Raw genomic sequence first — 19,280 nt, 5'->3', positions numbered from 1 at the left:
CATAAGCGTTTGTATCTAAACGACACAAATGAAGAACGGGTTTCAGGAAAAAGGTGCCTCGGTTAACCGGCAGGCTTAATATCCGGTGAAGGGCAATGCGTATCCGGAATGAAGTCCATCACCATATTTCCAAGCGCCACGCCCTTTATTTCCCTGCTGGCGGCCGGGGCGAGGCTGTCTGATTTCAACTGGTCGGCCTTAACCATATCCTGACTGCAATCCGCGCGTCGGGCCAGCATTCCAAGTTTTGACCATGTGCCGTTTTCGTTCAGGCCAAACACCCAGAAGCCTATGTCCTGAGCAATGACCACTTCATCGCGGCCATCTGCGTCAAGATCATACAGTCGCGCATCGCAGTTCTTGCTGCATTGATATGTGCCCAGTTCTCTCTTGATGGCTTCTTCCAGCATCAGACGGCTGTTTTCACTGCCGGGCAAAATGGTGCCTTCGGGAAGAAGCGTCAGGTTGATACCGGTCGAGGTCTCGCTGATATATTCGCCATTCAGCGCATTTGTCGCGCGTTCTCGAATGACAGGATCATCTGATTTCTGAAGCTCGCCTAGGACGGAGCGGCCGCGTTCACCGGCTTGTCGGGACAGATAGTTGTAGGGGATTTCGTCCGCACCCAATGTGCCGCCTTCAATGCGGGCTATCTGGCTGTCCATCGCCAGCTTTACGGGATTGAGCCAGGGCGTGGAATAAGCCACCAGCGTCAGCGTGGTCAGGATACCGACAACCACGTTGGTCATCTCGAATACAGGCAGCCAACCGCCCCGACGCCCCTTGACCAGCAGGCCGGTCGCATAGCCCAGCGCATAGAGCAGGCCGATGATCGCTCCTGTCAGGGCAATGATACGGGGCAGGGTCAGGCCATACTGTCCGATACGCACAGATACCCCCCACAGGGCGAAGGCGGTCATCGGCACCAGTAGCACCGCGCCGACATGCATCGTCATGCGCAGGAAACGCGTGGGCGACAGATGGTCCGCGCCATCCTGATAGACCGTATTAACGAGCAGGATAAGGCCGGCACTGGCCGTCAGCATCAGTCCGGAGGGGCTGAGCGAGCTTTGCAGTTCGGACATGCCCGCGATGGGCAGGGTGACCAGAAACGCTCCCGCAATCAGCACTGCGATCGGCAACAGCCATGACAACAACGTCAGGGCCACCGTGCGGATGCCTTGCGTCAGGCCATCGCGCACATCGCTCAGTTCCACGCCGATGGCAAAGAACACAGGCGTGGCAACCAGCACGAAGTAGGGCTTGGTGATGAAGCGCTCGATGGCGTTGATGCCGATAGCATTGAACAGCATCGCGCCCAGCCACAGGATGGCCCAGAAGACGCCAAGGAACATGAGCGCCAGTACGAGCTGGATGCCTGCCTTCCAGGCCGCCTCGTAATAGCTCTCATAGGGGGCGATCAGGCTGCGGTGGTTGATGGCGGGAACGGCCAGATGGTGCGCACAGAACAGTGCGACGGGCAGGCAGACTACAGCCACCGCGAAAGTGGTTTCCTGACCACCCTGCGCGCCGTTCGTAAGACCCAGCGCCGCAATGACCGCGGTTACGATCCCGCACCAGATCAGGGTGCTTCGCATCGATATCTGGCCGATGGCTGCGAGCCAGACAGGCGGGGCATAGGCGGTCAGCAGCGCCCAGACCAGCAGGAGAGAGGAGTCGAACTTACCGAACTCGTTCAGGCGATAGAGGCCGTAGGCCGATCCCCCCTGAACAAGTCCAATGATCAGGCGGACATAGAAACGCTGGCGGCCTTCGATGTGTGGAGCGCGCAGGCTGTCGGATGTGAGCCACTGGACCATATTGCCTCTCCGCTGATTCTCATGGGCAGCATGGCATTGAACGGGGATATGGCAACTTTGCCGCGCGCCACCCTCTTGCCAGCAGGCTCCAGCCTCCCCACAACCAAGACCATGAACGCGTCCGTCAAACCGACCGAATTCGCCGACGCCCCGCTGTGGGACCTGTCCGACCTGTATGCCTCGCGTGAGGATGCCCGCATCCAGTCCGATCTGGATCGCGCCCGAGCGCTGGTGGACAGGCTCAATGCCCATCAGGGCAAGCTGGGCGGCCTGTCGGGTGCCGCACTGGGACAGGCGCTGGACGAGGTGATCCGCACCTATGAGGAGGCCAGCGAGATCCTCGGTGGTCTGGGGGCCTTTGCCTTCCTCGGTGCCTCGACCGACCGCGAGAACGCACAGGCCCAGAGCTTCGAAGCCGATGTGCGCGAAAAGATCACCGCCATCGCCACCCCGACCGTCTGGGTGACGCTGGAAATCAACCAACTCGACGACGAGGCCGTGAAGGCCGCTCTCGAAGCGCATGAGCCGGCCCGTCGCTGGGCACCGTGGCTGCGCCGCCTGCGCGCCATGAAGCCGCACGAACTGTCCGAAGAGCTGGAAACCTTCATCGCCGAGCGTGGGCCGCTACAGGCCCAGTGGTCGCGCCTGTTCGACGAGACGCTGGCGGCGCTGCGGGCGGATGTGGACGGCGAGAAGCTGACCCTGTCCGAAGGCTTGAACCGCCTGACCGACAAGGACGAGGCCAAGCGCGCTGCGGCGGGCAAGGCTATGACCGAGGCGTTCAACGGCATCACCCGCACCATGGGCATGGTACTGAACACCATCGCCGCCGAAAAGGCGCTGGAGGATCGCAAGCGCGGCTTCAAACGCCCCGCCGACAGCCGCCATCTGGCCAATGAAGTCCACGGTGAATCGGTCGATGCCATGGCCGAGGCCGTGGCCGAAGCCTATCCGCGCATCGCCCACCGTTATTACGCCCTCAAGGCCAAGCTGATGGGCAAGGACAAACTGAACCACTGGGACCGCAACGCCCCAATCGGTCAGGCTGGATCGAAGACCTATGACTGGCAGGGCGGTAAGGAACTGGTGCTCAGCAGCTTTGCCGATCTGGGCGGTGACTTCGCCGAACGCGCTAACTGGTTCTTCGAGCGTCCGTGGATCGATGCGCGTCCGCGTGCGGGTAAACAGTCGGGCGCCTATTCGCACCCCGTTACGGCGGGTACCCACCCCTATGTCTTCCTGAACTGGATGGGCGAGCGCCGCGACGTGCTGACGCTGGCGCACGAATTGGGCCACGGCGTCCACCAGACGCTGGCGGCGGGGCAGGGCGGTCTGTTGGCCGACACGCCGCTGACGCTGGCCGAGACCGCCTCCATCTTTGCCGAGGGCCTGACCTTCGACCGTCTGCTGGCCGAAGCGACCGATGAGGACCGCCGCGCCCTGCTGGCGGGCCGGATCGAGGACGGGCTGAACACGGTGGTGCGCCAGATCGCCTTCCACCGCTTTGAAACCCGTTTCCACGACGAACGCGCCAAGGGCGAAGTCTCCGTTGAGCGGATAAACCAGATTTGGACCGAAGAGCTGAGCGCCAGCCTCGGTCCGGCGGTGGACCTGACGGGCTATGAGAACTGGTGGGCCTATGTCAGCCACTTCGTCCATTCGCCCTTCTATGTGTACGCCTATGCCTTTGGTGACCTGCTGGTCGCGGCGCTGATGGAAACGCGGGCGAAAGACCCAGAAGCCTTTACGCCGCTGTACCGCGAGCTGTTGGCCAATGGCGGGTCGAAAACCTATGTCGAGGCGCTGGAGCCGTTCGGCTTGAACCCGCGCGACCCGGCCTTCTGGACCATCGGCACCAAGCGATTGGAGCATCTGGTGGACCAATTCGAGGCCCTAATCTGACGCTTGTTCGACGAGCGGGCTTGAGCGGTGCGACGGTGCCGCTATAAGACGGCTCAAATATCGGCTCTTTTTTCGGAAGTCTCATGGCTGACTCGCACGCTGAAACCGCCCACGACCACGTCAAAGGCGAGATGGAAATCTCGGCGCAGAACCACATGTTCGAGCTGTTCATCGCCATGACCAAATGGTGCTCGCTGGGCGTGTCGGCCCTGCTGGTGCTGCTGGTGGTATGGTTCGCCGTCGGTGCCGGCTTCATCCCCGCCTTCATTTCGGCCGCTGTCGTGACCGCTGTCGGCATCTTTGCCCTGCGCGGCAAAAAGGAAGCTGCCCACTAAGTCTTACGGCAATCTTTTTGCCGGAGTTAAAGCCCGCCGATCTTCGGCGGGCTTTTTTATTGCCGTTTCTCGGGAACGGCCTTGATCGGGTGATAATCTTATCTAACACTGATTTTCCTAGGGGAGATCAGGAGACGCATCTTGGCTGTTGCCATTGCCGTAACCCGTGAGCGCCGCGAGGGGGAAACGCGCTGCGCCGTAACGCCCGAAACGGTCAAGAAGCTGTTGGCTCTGGGAGCGACCGTTACGGTCGAGGCCGGAACAGGGGCCGGTTCGTCGTTCAATGATTCCGAATACGAGGCGGCGGGGGCCAAGGTCTCGGCCGATCTGGCGGCTGTTCTGGCGGGTGCCGATGTGCTGCTCAAGGTGCGCGGGCCGACGGCGTCGGAAACCAGCGCCCTGAAATCCGGCGCGATCGTCATAGGCATGCTGGACGCCTATCGCGAGAAAGCGACCATCGAGGCCCTGAAAGGTCAGGGGGCCACGGCCTTTGCTATGGAATTCGTGCCGCGCATCACCCGCGCACAGGTGATGGATGTCCTGTCATCACAGGCCAATCTGGCGGGCTATCGCGCCGTGATCGAAGCGGCATATACCTATGGTCGTGGCTTTCCCATGATGATGACGGCGGCGGGCACGGTGGCGGCGGCCAAGGTGTTCGTCATGGGGGCGGGCGTTGCCGGGCTGCAGGCCATCGCCACGGCACGTCGTCTGGGTGCGGTGGTCACGGCCACCGACGTGCGCCCCGCCGCCAAGGAGCAGGTCGAGAGCCTCGGGGCGAAGTTTGTCGCCGTCGAGGACGAGGAGTTCAAAGCCGCCGAAACCGCGGGCGGCTATGCCAAACAGATGTCCGCGGAATATCAGGCCAAACAGGCCGAACTGACCGCCAGCCACATCGTCAAACAGGATGTGGTGATCACCACGGCGCTTATCCCGGGCCGTCCGGCTCCGCGCCTGATCACAGCGGCGCACGTCGCCTCGATGAAGGCGGGTTCGGTCATCGTCGATCTGGCGGTCGAGGCGGGCGGCAATGTCGAAGGCTCCAAACCGGACGAGGTCGTCACCACGGCCAATGGCGTAAAGATCGTCGGCTGGAGCAATCTGGCGGGGCGCATCGCCGCAGACGCCAGTGCGCTTTACGCCCGCAACCTTGCCGCCTTTGTTGGGCTATTGGTCAAGGACGGCGATCTGTCGGTCGATCTGGAGGATGAAATCCTCAAAGCGGCTGCTGTGACCCACAAGGGTGAAGTTGTGCATGACGGAGTGAAGTCATGATTGCCAGTCAGTCAACGGAACGCCGCGAACTGATCTGGTTCCGGAATCTCTCGCTTCTGTTTGCGCTTATCTACGGCGCGTTGTGCATTTATCGCGCGCTAAATGAGACATTGAACGACGGTAGTGTTCTCGTCCCGTTAGCTTTCACAGTGTTTGGCCTACTGTTTGACCACGTGATCAAGTTGAACCGCCGATTGGTTGAACTCGAAAAGAGAATTTCCACTTCGGCCCAGCAAGGAGACGCCTGATGGAATACGTCGATCCCACAGTGTTTCGCTTGGCAATCTTCGTGCTGGCCATATTCGTTGGCTATTATGTGGTGTGGAGCGTGACGCCCGCCCTGCACACGCCCCTGATGGCTGTGACCAATGCCATTTCCTCGGTAATTATCGTCGGTGGCCTGATGGCTGCGGCGGCGTTCAGCGGTGGTGCGGCGGGCGGCGCGAATGCATGGATCGCCAAGGGTGCCGGGATTGCCGCTGTGACCTTGGCCAGTGTGAATATTTTCGGCGGCTTCATGGTCACGCGCAGGATGCTGGCCATGTACCGCAAAAAGGATAAGCGTTGAGTATGGCTTTTGGATTTTCGGAGTGGGTGACAGTTCTTATGGCTGTCGCCATCGCTCTGCTTCTGGTTCTTCTGCTCTTCAGTGGCAGGATGCCGCCGAAGCTGAGGCGGGTTGTCGAGACCGTTCTGGCGGTGGGATATCCTGCGGCAGTGGGCCTGCTTTTTGGCCTGCTGGGCTGGACCAACTACACCGCCGGTGATCGCACATCGGCCCTCGGTTTTGCACTGGGCGGGGCCATCATGTTCATTCTGGCGCTGCGTGGCTGGAAGCGGGCGCGCAAACAGCCATGACCCCTACCGATTTCTCTATCCTGATGGCCTGGTGCTTTACCCTGTACGGGGTCGGTCTGTGGGTGTGGTCGTGGACCCGAGAGAAAGATCCGATCATCCGGATCCGATATTATGACTCCGGCGTCGTTATCGTATTTACCTCTACGCTTGCCCTGTATGCCCTCAGGGACAAGGAATTGAATTTTGTGGATTGGATTTTGGTGTTCCTGGGACCACTGTTCATAGGCTCTGCGGTCTGGCGGCTGATCCGCACCCAGAGCTACATCAAATCCTGACTGACTTGAGTGAGTTGTAATGAAGACCGCTGTTTCGATCATTGCCGCCGGTATCACGCTGATCGCGGGTTCGATCGCCTATGCACAGCCTGCCGAAGTGGCGGGCGATCTTGACGGTGGCCTGCCGTGGGGCGTGGCCGCTGACAAGAATGCGACGTGGCGTCTGGAATGCCGCTTCCGTCCGGTGACGATCCGCGGTGTCTATCAGAACCGCATGGTGCGCGAGGGCAAGGGTACCCAGTCGGGTTATCTGCCGACCGATAACGGCAGCTGCACCCTGACCCGCCTGACGGGCGAGGGCAACATCGGCGTCGCGGTCATCAAGAACGGTCAGGTGACCCGCAAGGGGACCACCGGCGCACCGGCCATCATCAACGTATTCTAAGTCCGGAGACTTAAAGGGGGAGAGTATGAAGGCATCCATCGCAGCACTGGCCTATCTGGTGGCCGGGGTGCTGTTCATTCTCTCCCTCCGTGGCCTGTCCAGTCCGGAGTCGAGCCGCCGTGGCAATATGCTGGGCATGGCGGGCATGGCACTGGCGGTCGGGGTCACACTGGCGCTGCTCGCCAGTACGGGGGCGCTCGATCCACTGACGCTGGGCCTGATCGCGGGCGGTGTCATAATCGGCGGCGGGGCAGGGGCGATCATCGCCAATCGCGTGCCCATGACGGCCATGCCGCAACTTGTGGCGGCATTTCACTCGCTCGTCGGTCTGGCCGCCTGTCTGGTGGCGGTGGGGGCGGTCTATGCGCCCGACGCTTTCGGCATCCAGACGGTGACGGGCGGGATCAAGACGCTGTCGCTGGTGGAGCTCAGCCTCGGCGTGGCCATCGGGGCCATCACCTTTACCGGATCGGTCATCGCCTTTGCCAAGCTGAACGGCAATATGAGCGGCGCGCCCATCCTTTTGCCCGCGCGGCACCTGATCAACCTCGGTCTGGCGGCGGGCTTGGTCTTCCTGATCGGCATATTGATCGGGACGGGCGGTACGGCTGTGTGGGCGTTCTGGGCCGTGTTCGCGCTCAGCCTGATCCTCGGCGTGACATTGATCATCCCCATCGGCGGCGCGGACATGCCGGTGGTGGTGTCCATGCTCAACTCCTATTCCGGCTGGGCGGCGGCGGCGCTGGGCTTCACGCTGGAGAATATCGCCCTGATCATCACGGGGGCGCTGGTCGGCTCGTCGGGCGCGATCCTCAGCTACATCATGTGCAAGGGCATGAACCGCAGCTTCATCAGCGTCATCCTCGGCGGCTTCGGGGCCGAGGCGGCCAGCGGTGCCGACGGCGCGAAGGTCGAGACACGCCCCGTCAAACAGGGCAGCGCCGAGGATGCGGCCTTCATCATGAAGAACGCTTCCAAGGTCATCATCGTGCCCGGCTATGGCATGGCGGTGGCGCAGGCCCAGCATGCCCTGCGCGAAATGGCCGACAAGCTGAAGGAAGAGGGTGTCGAGGTGAAATACGCCATCCATCCCGTCGCGGGCCGTATGCCCGGCCACATGAACGTCCTGCTGGCCGAAGCCAATGTGCCGTACGATGAGGTGTTCGAGCTGGAGGACATCAACTCTGAATTCTCGTCCGCCGACGTGGCCTTTGTCATTGGTGCCAATGACGTGACCAACCCTGCGGCCAAGACCGATCCGCAAAGCCCGATCTTCGGCATGCCCATTCTGGATGTCGATAAGGCCGGCACCGTGCTGTTCATCAAGCGCGGCATGGCGGCGGGCTATGCGGGGGTGGAGAACGAGCTGTTTTTCCGCGACAACACCATGATGCTGTTCGCAGACGCCAAGAAGATGGTCGAGGGCATCGTCAAGGCGCTCTGAATGGCAGGAGCCAACCGCCGTCCGTTACGTTGAACGGATATGTCCTTACGGTTGTCCCGCCTGACGCGCCCGTTGATCCTCTATGCTTTTGCCATCGGTGGGCTGTTGTCCTGCTCCGCGATGGTGCCGGTCCACATCGGCGGGACCGGGGACCGTCCGGTGGCGACCTTCGGGGTTCGTGCGGATCGGCCTGAAAGGGCCTGTGTCGAGGCGTTCACGGTCACACGCGAAGCAGGAGAGACTTCGGAAACCCTGTGGTCTGTCGAGGCGCGCAGGGGTGGATGCCGGAACGTCAGCCAGATCGCCTATGCCGAGGTGCCATCGGGCTTCGTCGCGCAAGGCGCGGCGGTGCCTTTGAGGGCGGGCGAGGTCTATACCGTGCGTGCCTTCGGTCGCAGCCGGTCCGCCCTGTCCGCTGCTCCGTGGCGATGGGCGGGGGAATATATTTTCGAGAACGGTCAATGGCGTGGGGTTACGCCACAGGAGCGTGCGCGACTGGCACACTAGGCCGGATCACCTTATAGCCACGCTTTGGAATTCCCGCAGGGAACGGCGATGAGCGATACGGACGACGATTTCACGGCAGAAGAGGTAGCCATGAACCTCGGCCTGACGCCGCATCCGGATGGCGGCTATTTCCGCGTCCTGCCGCATCAGGAAGCCGATGCGGAAAAGATCGCCTCCTATCGTCTGCTGTTGTCCAATGACGATCCGCAGTGGGTGCCGATGGAGGCCGAGGAGATGTGGACGGCCTATATGGGCTCGCCGCTGGTGCTGGAAATCGCCACCGGCGGTCCTGTCCACCGCGAGACTTCGCTGTCGGGCGAAGGTCACTGGCTCAGCGCCCCGGCAGGGGCGTGGGTGCGGTTGATACCGCAAGGGCCGTGGACGCTGGCGGGGCGGATCGCAAAGCCGGATCCGCTCGTCCACTAAACCCTTACGGCAATCAGGCGGCCAGGGCCGACAGCTCCGACGTGCTGCGGAACTCGTCCCACATGGCGTCTTCTTCGGAATAACGACCCATCGGGGCGCAGATCACGTCCACGACCTGTTCTTCCTGACGGTCCCAGATGACGGCCAGATCGGTCTCGGTCTCGCATGGCACGATCAGATAGCGGTCGGCGTATGTCTTGCGCTCGAACGGTCGCAGCATCGGCGCGACGGCGTAAGGATTCTGGGCATTGCGGTCCGAATGGGCGCGGGCGGTGCGGGCGAACGAAAAGGCCATCTGTGAAAATCTCCGTTGGGGAGGCGTCTGCCTCTTGCTGACCGGAGCTTTATGAAACAGTATTGCGTCAATTCCGGACGTATGATTGTGGAGAACTTCCAATGCGCCACGACAAGGCAGCGATGGTTATCGATCTGGCCATCAGAATGGCGGGCAGCGCAGAAGGTCTGACGCTGAACGAAATGGCTGGTCTGTTGGGCGTGGGGCGGCGCACGGCAGAGCGTATGCGCGATGCGGTGCTGATGCTGTTTCCGCAGGTCGAGGAAATCTCTGACCCGCCGACCAAGCGCTGGCGTATCCAGGGCGGGCTTTCGGGGTTTATCCAGACCCCGACCGCAACCGAAATGCTCGAACTGACCAAGGCGGCTGCGGCGCTTCACGCGGCCGAAGACGCTGCACGTGCCACGGCGCTGGAAAGCCTGGAGCGCAAGATCAAGGCCGCTATGCGTTCGGCCACTCTGAACCGCATGGCACCGGATCTAGAAGCGCTGGTCCGTGCCGAGACGATCGCTGTCCAGGCGGGACCGCGCCCCGGTGCGGACGAGCGTGTGCTGACCACCATCCGCGGGGCCATTCTGGCCGAGAGCCCTTTGAACTTCATATATTCCCGACCGGGGGCCGAGGCCCGCAGCCGTACGGTTACGCCCTGCGGCCTGATGTTCGGGCGCGCCAACTATCTGGTGGCCTATGATCCCGCCAATGACCGCATCCAGACCTTCCGCCTTGACCGCATGAGCAGCGTCTCGGTCGGGGAGGGTATCGCCCGCCCGCCAGTCGAGTTCGACCTGCCCGCTTTCGCCAGCCAGTCGTTCGGCATCTATCAGGACCAGATCGAGAATGTGGTCCTGCGCATTGCGCCGGAGTCCGCTCAAGAAGCGCGCGGCTGGCGCTGGCACCCCACCCAGACGATCGAGGACCAGGAGGATGGTTCGGTCATTGTGCGGTTCCGTGCCTCGGGCATGCGCGAGCTGGCATGGCACCTGTTCAGCTGGAGCGGGGCGGCGGTCATTCTCCAGCCCGAGCGGCTGAAAAAGGTCATGGCCGAGGAGCTGGAAAAGGCCCGATCGTCGCTGGGATAGGCAATGCGACGGAACAGGGCCGAGTCTTGCGTGGTTTTAAGGTGACCCGGGACTTCTGGCGGGCGATCCTGACCGTGAAGTCCGTCCTCTGATCTGATTGTGGAGCCTGCCCTTGTTTCAACGCACTGGACTTATTGTTTCCCTAGGTCTTGCGGCGACGCTGTTGGGCTCCTGCGCAAGCGGTCCGATGCTGGAGCGTGGCGGCCCCCCTGCGCCCCGTGCGGAGATCACCCGTCAGGGCCAGACCATCCATCTGCGCTACGAGATGGATCGGGATGCGGAAGTCTGGGCGTTTTATGACTCGGCCCTGATGAGCGAGGTACGACAGCCGTGGCGGCCGACCCAGTGGCGGGTTCTGACACCGGGCGTCAGGCTGGTGCGGGCGGGGGCATATGATGCGCTGGTCAATGAGGCGGGCGGGCCAGTGCCGCGTGCGATCGATATCGAGATCACGCCCAAAGGCGTTGATCTCGAAGCCGAATATCCGACTTTGGTGTTCAGCAACGGGGCCGTGGCCCTGCCGACCCGTCAGGCCTCCGTGTTTCCGGTGGACAGCCTCGAGGAACTGGCTGCCCTGTCTTCCGATCTGAATGCCGTCGAACTGGATGTCGGGCCCACCAAGGTGACGTGGCGCGACCAATCCGGTCCCGTGCTTTATCAGGGCGAGCGCAGGCCCATGCTGATCACCCAGTTCGAGCGGTCCTATGTTCTGCTGGGCGATGCCGATGTGACGCGCGATGACGGGCTGACGGCGGTGATTGATCCGGCTCTGCCCAAATGGATGGCTGACACCCTGTCCGAGGCTGCGCCCGCAACGGGGCGCGGGTATCGACAGCGGCTGGGCCCCGCCTCGGCAGGGGCGGAAAAGCCGGTGCTGATGGCGGCATGGAACGGCCCTGCGGAGCGGATGAGCAGTATGGGGGGCAGTGTTCTGCCCGGCCTGATCGTGATGAATTTCGAGGGCCGCGGCATTGTCGAGCCTGACGATGAGGTGCGCGAGCGCGCCCTGTGGTTCATTGCCCATGAGGCGGCGCATTTCTGGCTGGGCCAGACGGTCCGGTATGAGTATGCCCGCGAGGCCTGGATAACCGAAGGTGGGGCGGACCTGCTGGCCGTGCGCGCGCTGAAGGCCCGCGATCCGGCCTATGATGCCAAGGCCGAGCTGCAGCGCGAGGTGGATGACTGTATCCGCCTGGCGCGTCAGCCGGTGAATACGGCGGGCGATCGCGGCGAGCACCGCGCCTATTATGCCTGCGGGGCCGTCTTTGCCCTGGCGGCAGAGGCCGCGCAAAAGCGCCGGACGGGCGGCGACTATGTGGACTTTGTGCGCGAAACCCTGCGTCGCAACCGCGATGGCGTGGTCGACGAGATCGACTGGTTCACCCAGTTTATCGATGCGGGCGGCAGCCCAGAAGTGGCCGATCGGATGCGTCTGCTTCTGACCGAAGGGGCCGCTGATCCGGCTCCCGTCGTGGCGGCCATTCTGGCGGATGTCGGCGTGACCCTCTCTAGCGGTCGCGTGATTTTACGCTGAGGCGAACGGGTAGGGGCTGAGCGACTTGGCCCAGTCATCGACGGCCAGCGGGCGGTCGATGGGGGCGGCGGCCCGCTCGGCGCAGGGGTGGCGGTGGCACAGGCGACAGGCGGGGCCGATGGGCGTGACCTCGGGGTTCTGGAGGTCCAGCCCCTGGGCATAGATCAGGCGGTGCGCGTGCTGCAGCTCGCAGCCGAGGCCGATGGCCAGGTCCTGTGCCTCGCCAAAACCGTCGCGGCCCTGACGCTCGACCGTGCGGGCGATGGTGAACCAGCGACCGCCTGGCTTACCGTCCTGCGCGGGTGTCTCGATGATCTGGGTGATGATCTGGCCGGGGGTGCGAAAGGCGCTGTGNNACTGTGCAGCCGCCACCGCGGACAGGCCCCGCCAAAACGTGAAAACGGAAATGCGCCTGTGGCATAGCGTTTGGAGATATTGCCTGCCTGATCCACGCGCATCAGGAAGAAGGGCACGCCACGGGCCGACGGGCGCGAAAGGGTGGTCAGTCGGTGCGCGACCTGTTCGTAGGAGACACCGAAGCGGGCCGCCAAACGGTTGAGATCATAGCGCGTATCCTCCGACGCGCGGTGGAAGGCGGCATAGGGCATCAGGATGGCCGCAGCCAGGGCGTTGGTGAGGGCGACCTTCAGAAGATTCCGTGTCGGCTGGTCCGGCGCATGGGCCATGTCGGCCATCGAATTCAGCTCTGCCCCGTGTTCGGAAAGGGCCAGTTGATAGGCCACGGCAAAGGCCCGTGACGACGGGCCGAGGTTCTCGCTCAGCAACAGGCGGCGGCGGTGCAGGTCAAAGCGGCGCGTCCATTCCACCATCACCTCGGACGGCACGGTGCGGACCGTCAGGCCGTGGGTGACTGCCAGACGATGGCGGGCGGCGGCCTCGAACCCCTCGGCGTGGGGCGGTCGTTCGCTATTGAGGGTCTGGCCCAGTGCCTCGCCCATCTGGTCAAGATCGGGGAAGTGATTGCCCCGCGACTGGATGTATTCACGAACCCAGTCGGCGGGGGCGGCGTCATCCAGACCTTCGCCGTGTTCCGAGGCGGCGCGGGCGCGGGCGCGCTGATCGTCAAAGGCCTGATAGAGGCGCAGCAGGGCGTCGGCCACGGCGGGCGCTTCCTCGATCACCTGCATCAGTTCGTGGCGCGGTGCCGAAACGCCCTTGAACACCGGATCGGCAAGGATTTCGCCCAGACGCGCCTCGTCGATCTCGCCCGCGCGGTTCAGCGTCCGCAGATCGACATCATAGGTTTCGGCCAGCTTCAGTAGCAGTTGCGCCGAAACGGGGCGCTGGTTGCGCTCGATATGGTTCAGATAGGAGGGCGAGACCGACAGGTCCTCGGCCATGGCGGTCTGTGTCAGGCCAAGGTCGCGGCGCAGTCGTTTCAGGCGCGCCCCAAGGAACAGTTTGCGGTCGGCATTATCCTGCATATCGCAGTTAGGTCATAATGTGACTGATCTTGTCAAGTCATATTGTGACTAAGTGACTTCAATATCGGGCCTGATGCTGTGTCTTTTGTGACTGGCCCGTGTTCTTTGACCTGTGACGCGGCGTTGGCCGCACCATCGCAGAGACGAGAACGCACATGACCACCTTCGCTGATCTGGTTCCCGCCACCAAGGGCCGCTTTGACGGCATCGAGCGCCCCTACACGCCGGAAGACGTCCTGCGTCTGCGCGGCTCCGTGCCGATCATCCACACCCTCGCCGAGCGCGGTGCCAACCGCCTGTGGGAACTGCTGCATTCGGAGCCCTACATCAACGCCCTGGGTGCCGTGACCGGCAACCAAGCCATGCAGATGGTCCGTGCGGGCCTGAAGGCCATCTATCTGTCGGGCTGGCAGGTTGCCGCCGACGCCAACACCGCCAGCGCCATGTATCCGGACCAGTCGCTGTATCCGGCCAACGCCGCGCCGGAACTGTGCCGCCGCATCAACCGCACCCTGCAACGCGCCGACCAGATCGAGCATGCCGAGGGCGGTGCCAAGCGCGACTGGTTCGCCCCGATCGTCGCCGACGCCGAGGCCGGTTTCGGTGGCCCGCTGAACAGCTTTGAAATCATGAAGGCCTTCATCGAAGCCGGCGCTTCGGGCGTCCACTTCGAAGACCAGCTGGCTTCGGAGAAGAAGTGCGGCCACCTGGGCGGCAAGGTTCTGATCCCGACCCAGGCCCACGAGCGCAACCTGATCGCGGCCCGTCTGGCGGCTGACGTTTGCGGTACGCCGACCCTGACGGTGGCCCGTACCGATGCGGAATCGGCCCAGCTGATCACCTCGGACATCGACGAGCGCGACCACCCGTTCATCGACCGCGAGAACCGCACGCCGGAAGGCTTCTTCCGCCTGAAGGAAGGCACTGGCCTTGATCACTGCATCGCCCGTGGCCTGTCCTATGCCAAGTATGCGGACCTGCTGTGGTGGGAAACCTCGCACCCCGATCTGGATGACGCCAAGAAGTTCGCCGAGGCGATCCAGAAGAAGTATCCGGGCAAGCTGATGGCCTATAACTGCTCACCGTCATTCAACTGGAAGGCCAAGCTGGACGACGAGACCATCGCCAAGTTCCAGCGTGAGCTGGGGGCCATGGGCTACAAGTTCCAGTTCGTGACGCTGGCCGGTTTCCACAGCCTGAACAACGGCATGTTCGAACTGGCTTCGGGCTACCGCGACCGTGGCATGGCGGCCTATTCGGAGCTGCAACAGCGCGAATTCGCAAACGAGGCTTCGGGCTACACCGCCACCCGCCACCAGCGCGAAGTCGGCACCGGCTATTTCGACGATGTCGCCACCGTCATCTCGCAAGGCCAGTCCTCGACCACGGCCCTGAAGGACTCGACCGAAACGGCCCAATTCCACGCCGCCTAAATCCCCCGCGGAGCCGGCACCGTCCGGCTCCACACTTCCTGAGAAGGAGAGACTTTGATGACCACCTACACCAGCCCACGCGCGATCATCGACTACTGCCTCGCGCCGCTTGAACTTGATGCGGGTGCAGACACGACGCAGGAAGTGCGCCGCCGTCTGGAGCACGTCATCAAGACCTTTCAGGCCAAGGCCAGCGCCCCGCTGAGCGTGGATTTCTCTGCCATGCCCAGTCAGGTGATCAACGAGGCCGCGCACGGCTACGAGTAAATCCGCCGCTCATAGCCGATGTGCTGTTCAGCCCGCCTGAGAGATCAGGCGGGCTGATTTTTCTGGGTGAGATTGTACGACAGTTCCAGCATCTGGCTGACGTTGAAGGGCTTGGCCAGATGGGCGTCCGCGCCCGCTTCCAGCGAGGCTGTAACGTGTTCGGGCATGGCGTTGGCCGTCAGCATGATCAGGGGAATGCGGGGCAGGCCATTGGCCTTTTCATGCTCGCGGATACGACGCGTGGCAGTCAGCCCGTCCATGACCGGCATCTGCATGTCCATCAGGACCAGATCGAAATGGCTGTTTGCAACGGCATCGAACGCTTCCTGCCCGTTTTCGACCTCGACCAGATCGAAATTCTTCGCATCCAGTATCAGCTGCACCACCCGCCGGTTGGTTGCGTTGTCATCGGCCAGAAGAACGCGCAGCACATCGCCTGTTCTGCATGGTGCCGTGTTGCGCGCTGATGCGCTGCCGACGTCCGGATTGGGTGTGGTGATCCGCGGTAGGGGCAGGGAGGCCGTAAAGCTAGAGCTCAGACCGGGCTGGCTTGTACCGCTAACCGTTCCTCCCATCATATCCGCCAGTTCAGCACAGATCGACAGGCCAAGGCCCGACCCGCCGTAACGACGGGTGATCTGGTCATCGGCCTGTGCAAACCGCCCGAACAGATTTTGGAGATTGGTGGTTTCGAAGCCGATCCCGGTGTCATCGACGCGTATCTGGACCATGTCCTCGCGCCGGCACACCGTCAGCGTGATGTGGCCTTCACTCGTGAACTTTACGGCATTGGACAGCAGGTTGTTGAGTATCTGCCGTGTCCGTACCTCATCGCCTATCACCCAGCTGCGGGCTTCCGGCATGATGTGACAGGCGAACTGTACGCCTTTCTCGTGTGCGGCATTGGCATAGAGGCTTTGGGTGTCGTCGATCAGGCGGACCAGATCGAAGGGCGCATTGGTGATCTTCATCTGGCCGGACTCGATCCGCGCCAGATCCAGTATGTCGCTTAGCAATACCTGCAGGGTGTCTCCGGAAGAGCGGACCAGCGACACCATTTCCGCCTGTTTGTCATTCAGTTCGGTACGCGACAAGGCGTCTGTCACAGCGATCATCCCGTTCAGCGGGGTTCGGATTTCATGGCTCATATTGGCCAGAAAGCGGCTCTTGGCGATGTTTGCGGTGCGGGCCTGCTCTAGAGCTTCGGCCAGTTCCGCCTCATGCCTTTTCTGCTCGGTGAAGTCGGATGCGATCGTGACAAGCCCGCGGTTCTCGATGCGTCGGTTCTGCAATCGCATCCAGCGCGATCCATCCTGTGACTGCATGATCCAGTCGCCGGGGGTGTGATTTATGGCATGTTCGTTCAGCCATTCATCATCCTGGTTGGCTCCGGGCGGAAACAGCGAGGCCTTGAGGCCCGCGGCCAGGGCTTCGCGATAGGTCATGCCCACGCTCAGCATGGGTTTGGTGTCGCCCCCTATACCCAGCAGGGCCTCATTCCATACCAATAGCCGATCTTCCTCATCATAAAGGGCAAGGCCGACGGGCAGGGCTTCGATGGCGCACCTGAGATTGGCGACGAACCTCAGTTGTGATTTCCAGACAGAAATACTGGCCAGAATGATGCAGGGAATAAGTGTGCAGGCGATGGCCAGCGTTATCGCGGTCTGTGGCAGAACGCTCCAGTGTGTAGGGCGCGTCGCGAATCCCAGTAGATCGGTCCCGGCATTGATCGAGGCGGTCGAAAGACCCATCACTGCAGAGCCCAATACAATCTTGAGCGGCCATGACGGATTGATCGGATAGGCTGCAATCGCAGACACTAAAATCGGGACCAATATTATCAATCCGAAGGCCACGGGATCGAGCCTGAGCGATACGGGCCAGCCCAGTGACAGATGGCCCAGTGCCAGGGTGAAAACCAGCCCCGTGGTCGCGCTGAGGTAGGTGAGGAACCGTTTGTGGTGCGCGTAGGGCTGACGCCCGGAAGCCAGGTCCAGACGGTATGCCAGATCGAAGAAGCCGACAGCAGCCAACTGGCTCAATGAGCCCAGAAACGGTCCTATGGGTCGCGCCATGGATGCGGGATGATAAAGGTGGGGCAGCCACCAAATCCCGTGCGACATGATGGCCAGAGCCAGCACTGTCAGGGTTTGTCGCCATACCGACGGCAGCGGCTGCGCCAAACGCACTACACCTGCAGCAAAAGCATACAAGGCAATTGCATAGAGGCCTGACACCGCAATGCGGGTATCAGGCAATGTCATCTCCCATAAGGGAATCGACAGCATGCCAGCAATCTCCACACATTCGAAGAACAACGATATCTGCATTCGCTGCTTATGAATAGTGAAGTTTCATCATGGCGTTACAGGAATGCGTGATCGTCGCCTGCCTGTCGCACGACACGGTTAAATGCACCGGACGAGTCGTCTTTTATTGTCTAAGCTAGCCGTCTGAACCTGCCGCATTACGGATCACGATGCCTTACGAGTCCCAGCCTTCACCTGTTGCGCCTATGGCGTCATCGCGCTTGTGGACCGCCGGTGCGAGCGGAGGGATGGCAGTCGTTATCATGCTGGTCCTGGCCATCATGCAGCCTGCCCTGGCGCCTTGGTTGATACTGGGCGCCATAGCGGTGGCCTTTACGACGTGGGTCATCAACCGGCAGCCTTCGCCGGTTGCGGATACCTTGCCGATGACCAGCGAACTGCCTGTCGAGAATGCGGGCGATGGCGGTCTTATGGCGGATGTATTCGAAGCCAGCTTTGATCCCATGATGATTATTGCGGGCGGCGAGGCCGACGATATCGCGGGCCGCCGCATCCTTTTGGCCAATGCCGCAGCGCGTGAGCTATTTCCGATCAGCGGCAATGGCGGACTGCTTGTCTCGATCATCCGCGAGCCGGGCGTTCTGGAGGCGGTGGACGAGGCACTGTTCCTCAATGAAGCGTGCCGTGTGGACTATATCAGCGGCGGCGCACAGGAGCGTCACTGGCGGGCGCAGGTCCATCCGCTTCCCGCGCGTGATGGACACGGCAGGCGTGAACCCCTGGTTCTGATGACGCTGAAGGACGAGACAGATCTGCGCCGGATCGAGCGTATGCGCGTGGACTTTCTGGCCAATGCCAGCCACGAACTGCGCACGCCGCTCGCCTCGCTGACAGGTTTTATCGAGACCCTGCGCGGTCATGCCAAGGATGATCCCAAGGCGCGCGACCGTTTTCTGGATATCATGGCGACGCAGGCGGACCGTATGAGCCGTCTGGTCGCGGATTTGCTGTCGCTGTCACGTATCGAGCTGAACGAGCATATCGCCCCCGACGGTCGGGTCGATCTGGCGCGGGCGACATCGGATGTCATCGATGCTGTCAGCATCATCTCGCGTGAGCGTGAGGTCCGTGTTGTCGCTGATCTGGGCATCGGCGGTGCCGATGTGATCGGCGAGCGCGACGAGATCGTTCAGGTGGTGCAGAATCTGGTCGACAATGCCCTGAAATACTCGTCGGCTGGCAGCAGTATTGAAGTGACCATCGAGCGCGACCGCAGTCTGGACGAGACGATGGTCTCGCGGATGTCCGACAGCACCCGTCTATCACTGGTTACCCCGGATCGCGAGCAGGGCGCGCGTTATGTCGTCGTGACGGTGCGCGACCACGGGCCGGGTATGGCGCGTGAATACCTGCCCAGACTGACAGAGCGATTCTACCGTATCGAGGGCCAGAAGAGCGGCGAGCGTCAGGGTACAGGTCTAGGATTGGCCATTGTGCGTCACATTGTCATCCGCCATCGCGGAGCACTTTCTGTGGAAAGTGTACTTGGATCGGGCGCTTTATTCGCTGCCGCGTTCCCGATTGCACCGCAAAGACTGCGTACCGCTGCGGAAACTTTGGAAGAAATCCTATAGTTTACAACGGGTTATAATATAATCCTTGCTGTTAGTGCGGCATGTCTGCGTACGACCGTAGGCTGTAACAGAACTGTCATGCATCCGTCTTAA

The 19,280-nt window shown here is 62.1% G+C and carries 19 protein-coding genes and 1 pseudogene; 16 read left to right on the top strand and 4 right to left on the bottom strand.

Annotation, left to right across the window (positions count from 1 at the left end; all coding sequences use genetic code 11):
- Window positions 1-62: 62 nt before the first annotated feature.
- On the bottom strand, window positions 63-1,820 hold the full coding sequence (locus tag B3H86_RS02655) for a DUF4153 domain-containing protein (protein WP_292051017.1): 1,758 nt from the start codon (window positions 1,818-1,820) through the stop codon (window positions 63-65).
- 111 nt (window positions 1,821-1,931) lie between these two features.
- On the opposite strand from B3H86_RS02655, the gene B3H86_RS02650 reads away from it, so the two are divergent.
- From B3H86_RS02650 to B3H86_RS02600, 11 genes are all read left to right on the top strand, one after another.
- Entirely contained in the window at window positions 1,932-3,722 is a 1,791-nt protein-coding gene (locus B3H86_RS02650; RefSeq protein WP_292051016.1) for a M3 family oligoendopeptidase, read from the top strand.
- 83 nt (window positions 3,723-3,805) lie between these two features.
- Complete coding sequence (locus tag B3H86_RS02645; RefSeq protein ID WP_292051015.1) at window positions 3,806-4,057, top strand: aa3-type cytochrome c oxidase subunit IV; 252 nt, start codon at window positions 3,806-3,808, stop codon at window positions 4,055-4,057.
- 141 nt (window positions 4,058-4,198) lie between these two features.
- Window positions 4,199-5,332 (top strand): Re/Si-specific NAD(P)(+) transhydrogenase subunit alpha, encoded by a 1,134-nt coding sequence (locus B3H86_RS02640; RefSeq protein ID WP_292051014.1) that lies wholly within the window; start codon window positions 4,199-4,201, stop codon window positions 5,330-5,332.
- A complete protein-coding gene (locus B3H86_RS02635; protein ID WP_292051013.1) occupies window positions 5,329-5,580 on the top strand; it encodes a hypothetical protein in 252 nt (83 codons plus the stop codon). The genes B3H86_RS02640 and B3H86_RS02635 overlap by 4 nt, the downstream gene beginning before the upstream one ends.
- On the top strand, window positions 5,580-5,900 hold the full coding sequence (locus tag B3H86_RS02630) for a proton-translocating transhydrogenase family protein (RefSeq protein WP_292051012.1): 321 nt from the start codon (window positions 5,580-5,582) through the stop codon (window positions 5,898-5,900). Before B3H86_RS02635 ends, B3H86_RS02630 begins: the two co-directional genes overlap by 1 nt.
- Before the next feature lie 2 nt (window positions 5,901-5,902).
- Window positions 5,903-6,190 carry a hypothetical protein gene (locus tag B3H86_RS02625; RefSeq protein WP_292051011.1) on the top strand — a complete coding sequence of 96 codons (288 nt, stop codon included), beginning with the start codon at window positions 5,903-5,905 and terminating at the stop codon, window positions 6,188-6,190.
- Window positions 6,187-6,465 carry a hypothetical protein gene (locus B3H86_RS02620; RefSeq protein ID WP_292051010.1) on the top strand — a complete coding sequence of 93 codons (279 nt, stop codon included), beginning with the start codon at window positions 6,187-6,189 and terminating at the stop codon, window positions 6,463-6,465. The genes B3H86_RS02625 and B3H86_RS02620 overlap by 4 nt, the downstream gene beginning before the upstream one ends.
- Window positions 6,466-6,484: 19 nt before the next feature.
- Window positions 6,485-6,850: a hypothetical protein gene (locus B3H86_RS02615; RefSeq protein WP_292051009.1), complete on the top strand. Its 366-nt coding sequence runs from the start codon at window positions 6,485-6,487 to the stop codon at window positions 6,848-6,850.
- Window positions 6,851-6,875: 25 nt separating this feature from the next.
- Entirely contained in the window at window positions 6,876-8,294 is a 1,419-nt protein-coding gene (locus B3H86_RS02610; RefSeq protein ID WP_292051008.1) for an NAD(P)(+) transhydrogenase (Re/Si-specific) subunit beta, read from the top strand.
- A gap of 51 nt (window positions 8,295-8,345) precedes the next feature.
- Entirely contained in the window at window positions 8,346-8,801 is a 456-nt protein-coding gene (locus tag B3H86_RS02605; protein ID WP_292051007.1) for a hypothetical protein, read from the top strand.
- A gap of 48 nt (window positions 8,802-8,849) precedes the next feature.
- Window positions 8,850-9,227 carry a cupin domain-containing protein gene (locus B3H86_RS02600; RefSeq protein WP_292051006.1) on the top strand — a complete coding sequence of 126 codons (378 nt, stop codon included), beginning with the start codon at window positions 8,850-8,852 and terminating at the stop codon, window positions 9,225-9,227.
- A 13-nt stretch (window positions 9,228-9,240) separates the two neighbouring features.
- Here the strand turns inward: B3H86_RS02600 and B3H86_RS02595 are convergent, their stop codons facing one another.
- Window positions 9,241-9,522 carry a hypothetical protein gene (locus B3H86_RS02595; RefSeq protein WP_292051005.1) on the bottom strand — a complete coding sequence of 94 codons (282 nt, stop codon included), beginning with the start codon at window positions 9,520-9,522 and terminating at the stop codon, window positions 9,241-9,243.
- A 101-nt stretch (window positions 9,523-9,623) separates the two neighbouring features.
- On the opposite strand from B3H86_RS02595, the gene B3H86_RS02590 reads away from it, so the two are divergent.
- Both B3H86_RS02590 and B3H86_RS02585 read left to right on the top strand, forming a co-directional pair.
- Window positions 9,624-10,601 (top strand): helix-turn-helix transcriptional regulator, encoded by a 978-nt coding sequence (locus B3H86_RS02590; protein ID WP_292051004.1) that lies wholly within the window; start codon window positions 9,624-9,626, stop codon window positions 10,599-10,601.
- 187 nt (window positions 10,602-10,788) lie between these two features.
- Window positions 10,789-12,135, top strand: coding sequence for a hypothetical protein (locus B3H86_RS02585; RefSeq protein WP_292051003.1), 1,347 nt, complete (start codon window positions 10,789-10,791; stop codon window positions 12,133-12,135).
- Here B3H86_RS02585 and B3H86_RS02580 read toward each other — a convergent pair.
- A pseudogene (locus B3H86_RS02580) lies at window positions 12,127-13,580 on the bottom strand (helix-turn-helix domain-containing protein). The gene B3H86_RS02585 and the pseudogene B3H86_RS02580 sit on opposite strands and share 9 nt — an antisense overlap.
- A gap of 134 nt (window positions 13,581-13,714) precedes the next feature.
- Here B3H86_RS02580 and aceA point away from each other — a divergent pair.
- Both aceA and B3H86_RS02570 read left to right on the top strand, forming a co-directional pair.
- On the top strand, window positions 13,715-15,013 hold the full coding sequence (gene aceA / locus B3H86_RS02575; protein ID WP_409450224.1) for an isocitrate lyase: 1,299 nt from the start codon (window positions 13,715-13,717) through the stop codon (window positions 15,011-15,013).
- A gap of 57 nt (window positions 15,014-15,070) precedes the next feature.
- Window positions 15,071-15,280 (top strand): hypothetical protein, encoded by a 210-nt coding sequence (locus tag B3H86_RS02570; protein ID WP_292051001.1) that lies wholly within the window; start codon window positions 15,071-15,073, stop codon window positions 15,278-15,280.
- Between the two features lie 44 nt (window positions 15,281-15,324).
- Here B3H86_RS02570 and B3H86_RS02565 read toward each other — a convergent pair whose 3' ends face one another.
- The gene (locus B3H86_RS02565) at window positions 15,325-17,466 is read right to left on the bottom strand and encodes an ATP-binding protein (RefSeq protein ID WP_292051000.1); all 2,142 of its coding nucleotides are present in this window, start codon (window positions 17,464-17,466) and stop codon (window positions 15,325-15,327) included.
- A 296-nt stretch (window positions 17,467-17,762) separates the two neighbouring features.
- Between B3H86_RS02565 and B3H86_RS02560 the strand changes: the two genes are divergently transcribed.
- A complete protein-coding gene (locus B3H86_RS02560) occupies window positions 17,763-19,187 on the top strand; it encodes an ATP-binding protein (protein ID WP_409450223.1) in 1,425 nt (474 codons plus the stop codon).
- Window positions 19,188-19,280 lie beyond the last annotated feature (93 nt).

It is taken from the genome of Brevundimonas sp. UBA5866, assembly GCF_002432125.1.
Taxonomy (GTDB): domain Bacteria; phylum Pseudomonadota; class Alphaproteobacteria; order Caulobacterales; family Caulobacteraceae; genus Brevundimonas.
The sequence above is the reverse complement of the archived record's forward strand: the minus strand, read 5'-3'. Positions and strand labels throughout refer to the sequence as shown.

Excerpts from the sequence above, each read along its gene's own strand:
- B3H86_RS02655 (WP_292051017.1), bottom strand. The coding sequence starts at position 1,820 with ATGGTCCAGTGGCTCACATCCGACAGCCTGCGCGCTCCACACATCGAA.
- B3H86_RS02650 (WP_292051016.1), top strand. The coding sequence starts at position 1,932 with ATGAACGCGTCCGTCAAACCGACCGAATTCGCCGACGCCCCGCTGTGG.
- B3H86_RS02645 (WP_292051015.1), top strand. The coding sequence starts at position 3,806 with ATGGCTGACTCGCACGCTGAAACCGCCCACGACCACGTCAAAGGCGAG.
- B3H86_RS02635 (WP_292051013.1), top strand. The coding sequence starts at position 5,329 with ATGATTGCCAGTCAGTCAACGGAACGCCGCGAACTGATCTGGTTCCGG.
- B3H86_RS02630 (WP_292051012.1), top strand. The coding sequence starts at position 5,580 with ATGGAATACGTCGATCCCACAGTGTTTCGCTTGGCAATCTTCGTGCTG.
- B3H86_RS02625 (WP_292051011.1), top strand. The coding sequence starts at position 5,903 with ATGGCTTTTGGATTTTCGGAGTGGGTGACAGTTCTTATGGCTGTCGCC.
- B3H86_RS02620 (WP_292051010.1), top strand. The coding sequence starts at position 6,187 with ATGACCCCTACCGATTTCTCTATCCTGATGGCCTGGTGCTTTACCCTG.
- B3H86_RS02615 (WP_292051009.1), top strand. The coding sequence starts at position 6,485 with ATGAAGACCGCTGTTTCGATCATTGCCGCCGGTATCACGCTGATCGCG.
- B3H86_RS02610 (WP_292051008.1), top strand. The coding sequence starts at position 6,876 with ATGAAGGCATCCATCGCAGCACTGGCCTATCTGGTGGCCGGGGTGCTG.
- B3H86_RS02600 (WP_292051006.1), top strand. The coding sequence starts at position 8,850 with ATGAGCGATACGGACGACGATTTCACGGCAGAAGAGGTAGCCATGAAC.
- B3H86_RS02595 (WP_292051005.1), bottom strand. The coding sequence starts at position 9,522 with ATGGCCTTTTCGTTCGCCCGCACCGCCCGCGCCCATTCGGACCGCAAT.
- B3H86_RS02590 (WP_292051004.1), top strand. The coding sequence starts at position 9,624 with ATGCGCCACGACAAGGCAGCGATGGTTATCGATCTGGCCATCAGAATG.
- B3H86_RS02585 (WP_292051003.1), top strand. The coding sequence starts at position 10,789 with ATGCTGGAGCGTGGCGGCCCCCCTGCGCCCCGTGCGGAGATCACCCGT.
- B3H86_RS02570 (WP_292051001.1), top strand. The coding sequence starts at position 15,071 with ATGACCACCTACACCAGCCCACGCGCGATCATCGACTACTGCCTCGCG.
- B3H86_RS02560 (WP_409450223.1), top strand. The coding sequence starts at position 17,763 with ATGCCTTACGAGTCCCAGCCTTCACCTGTTGCGCCTATGGCGTCATCG.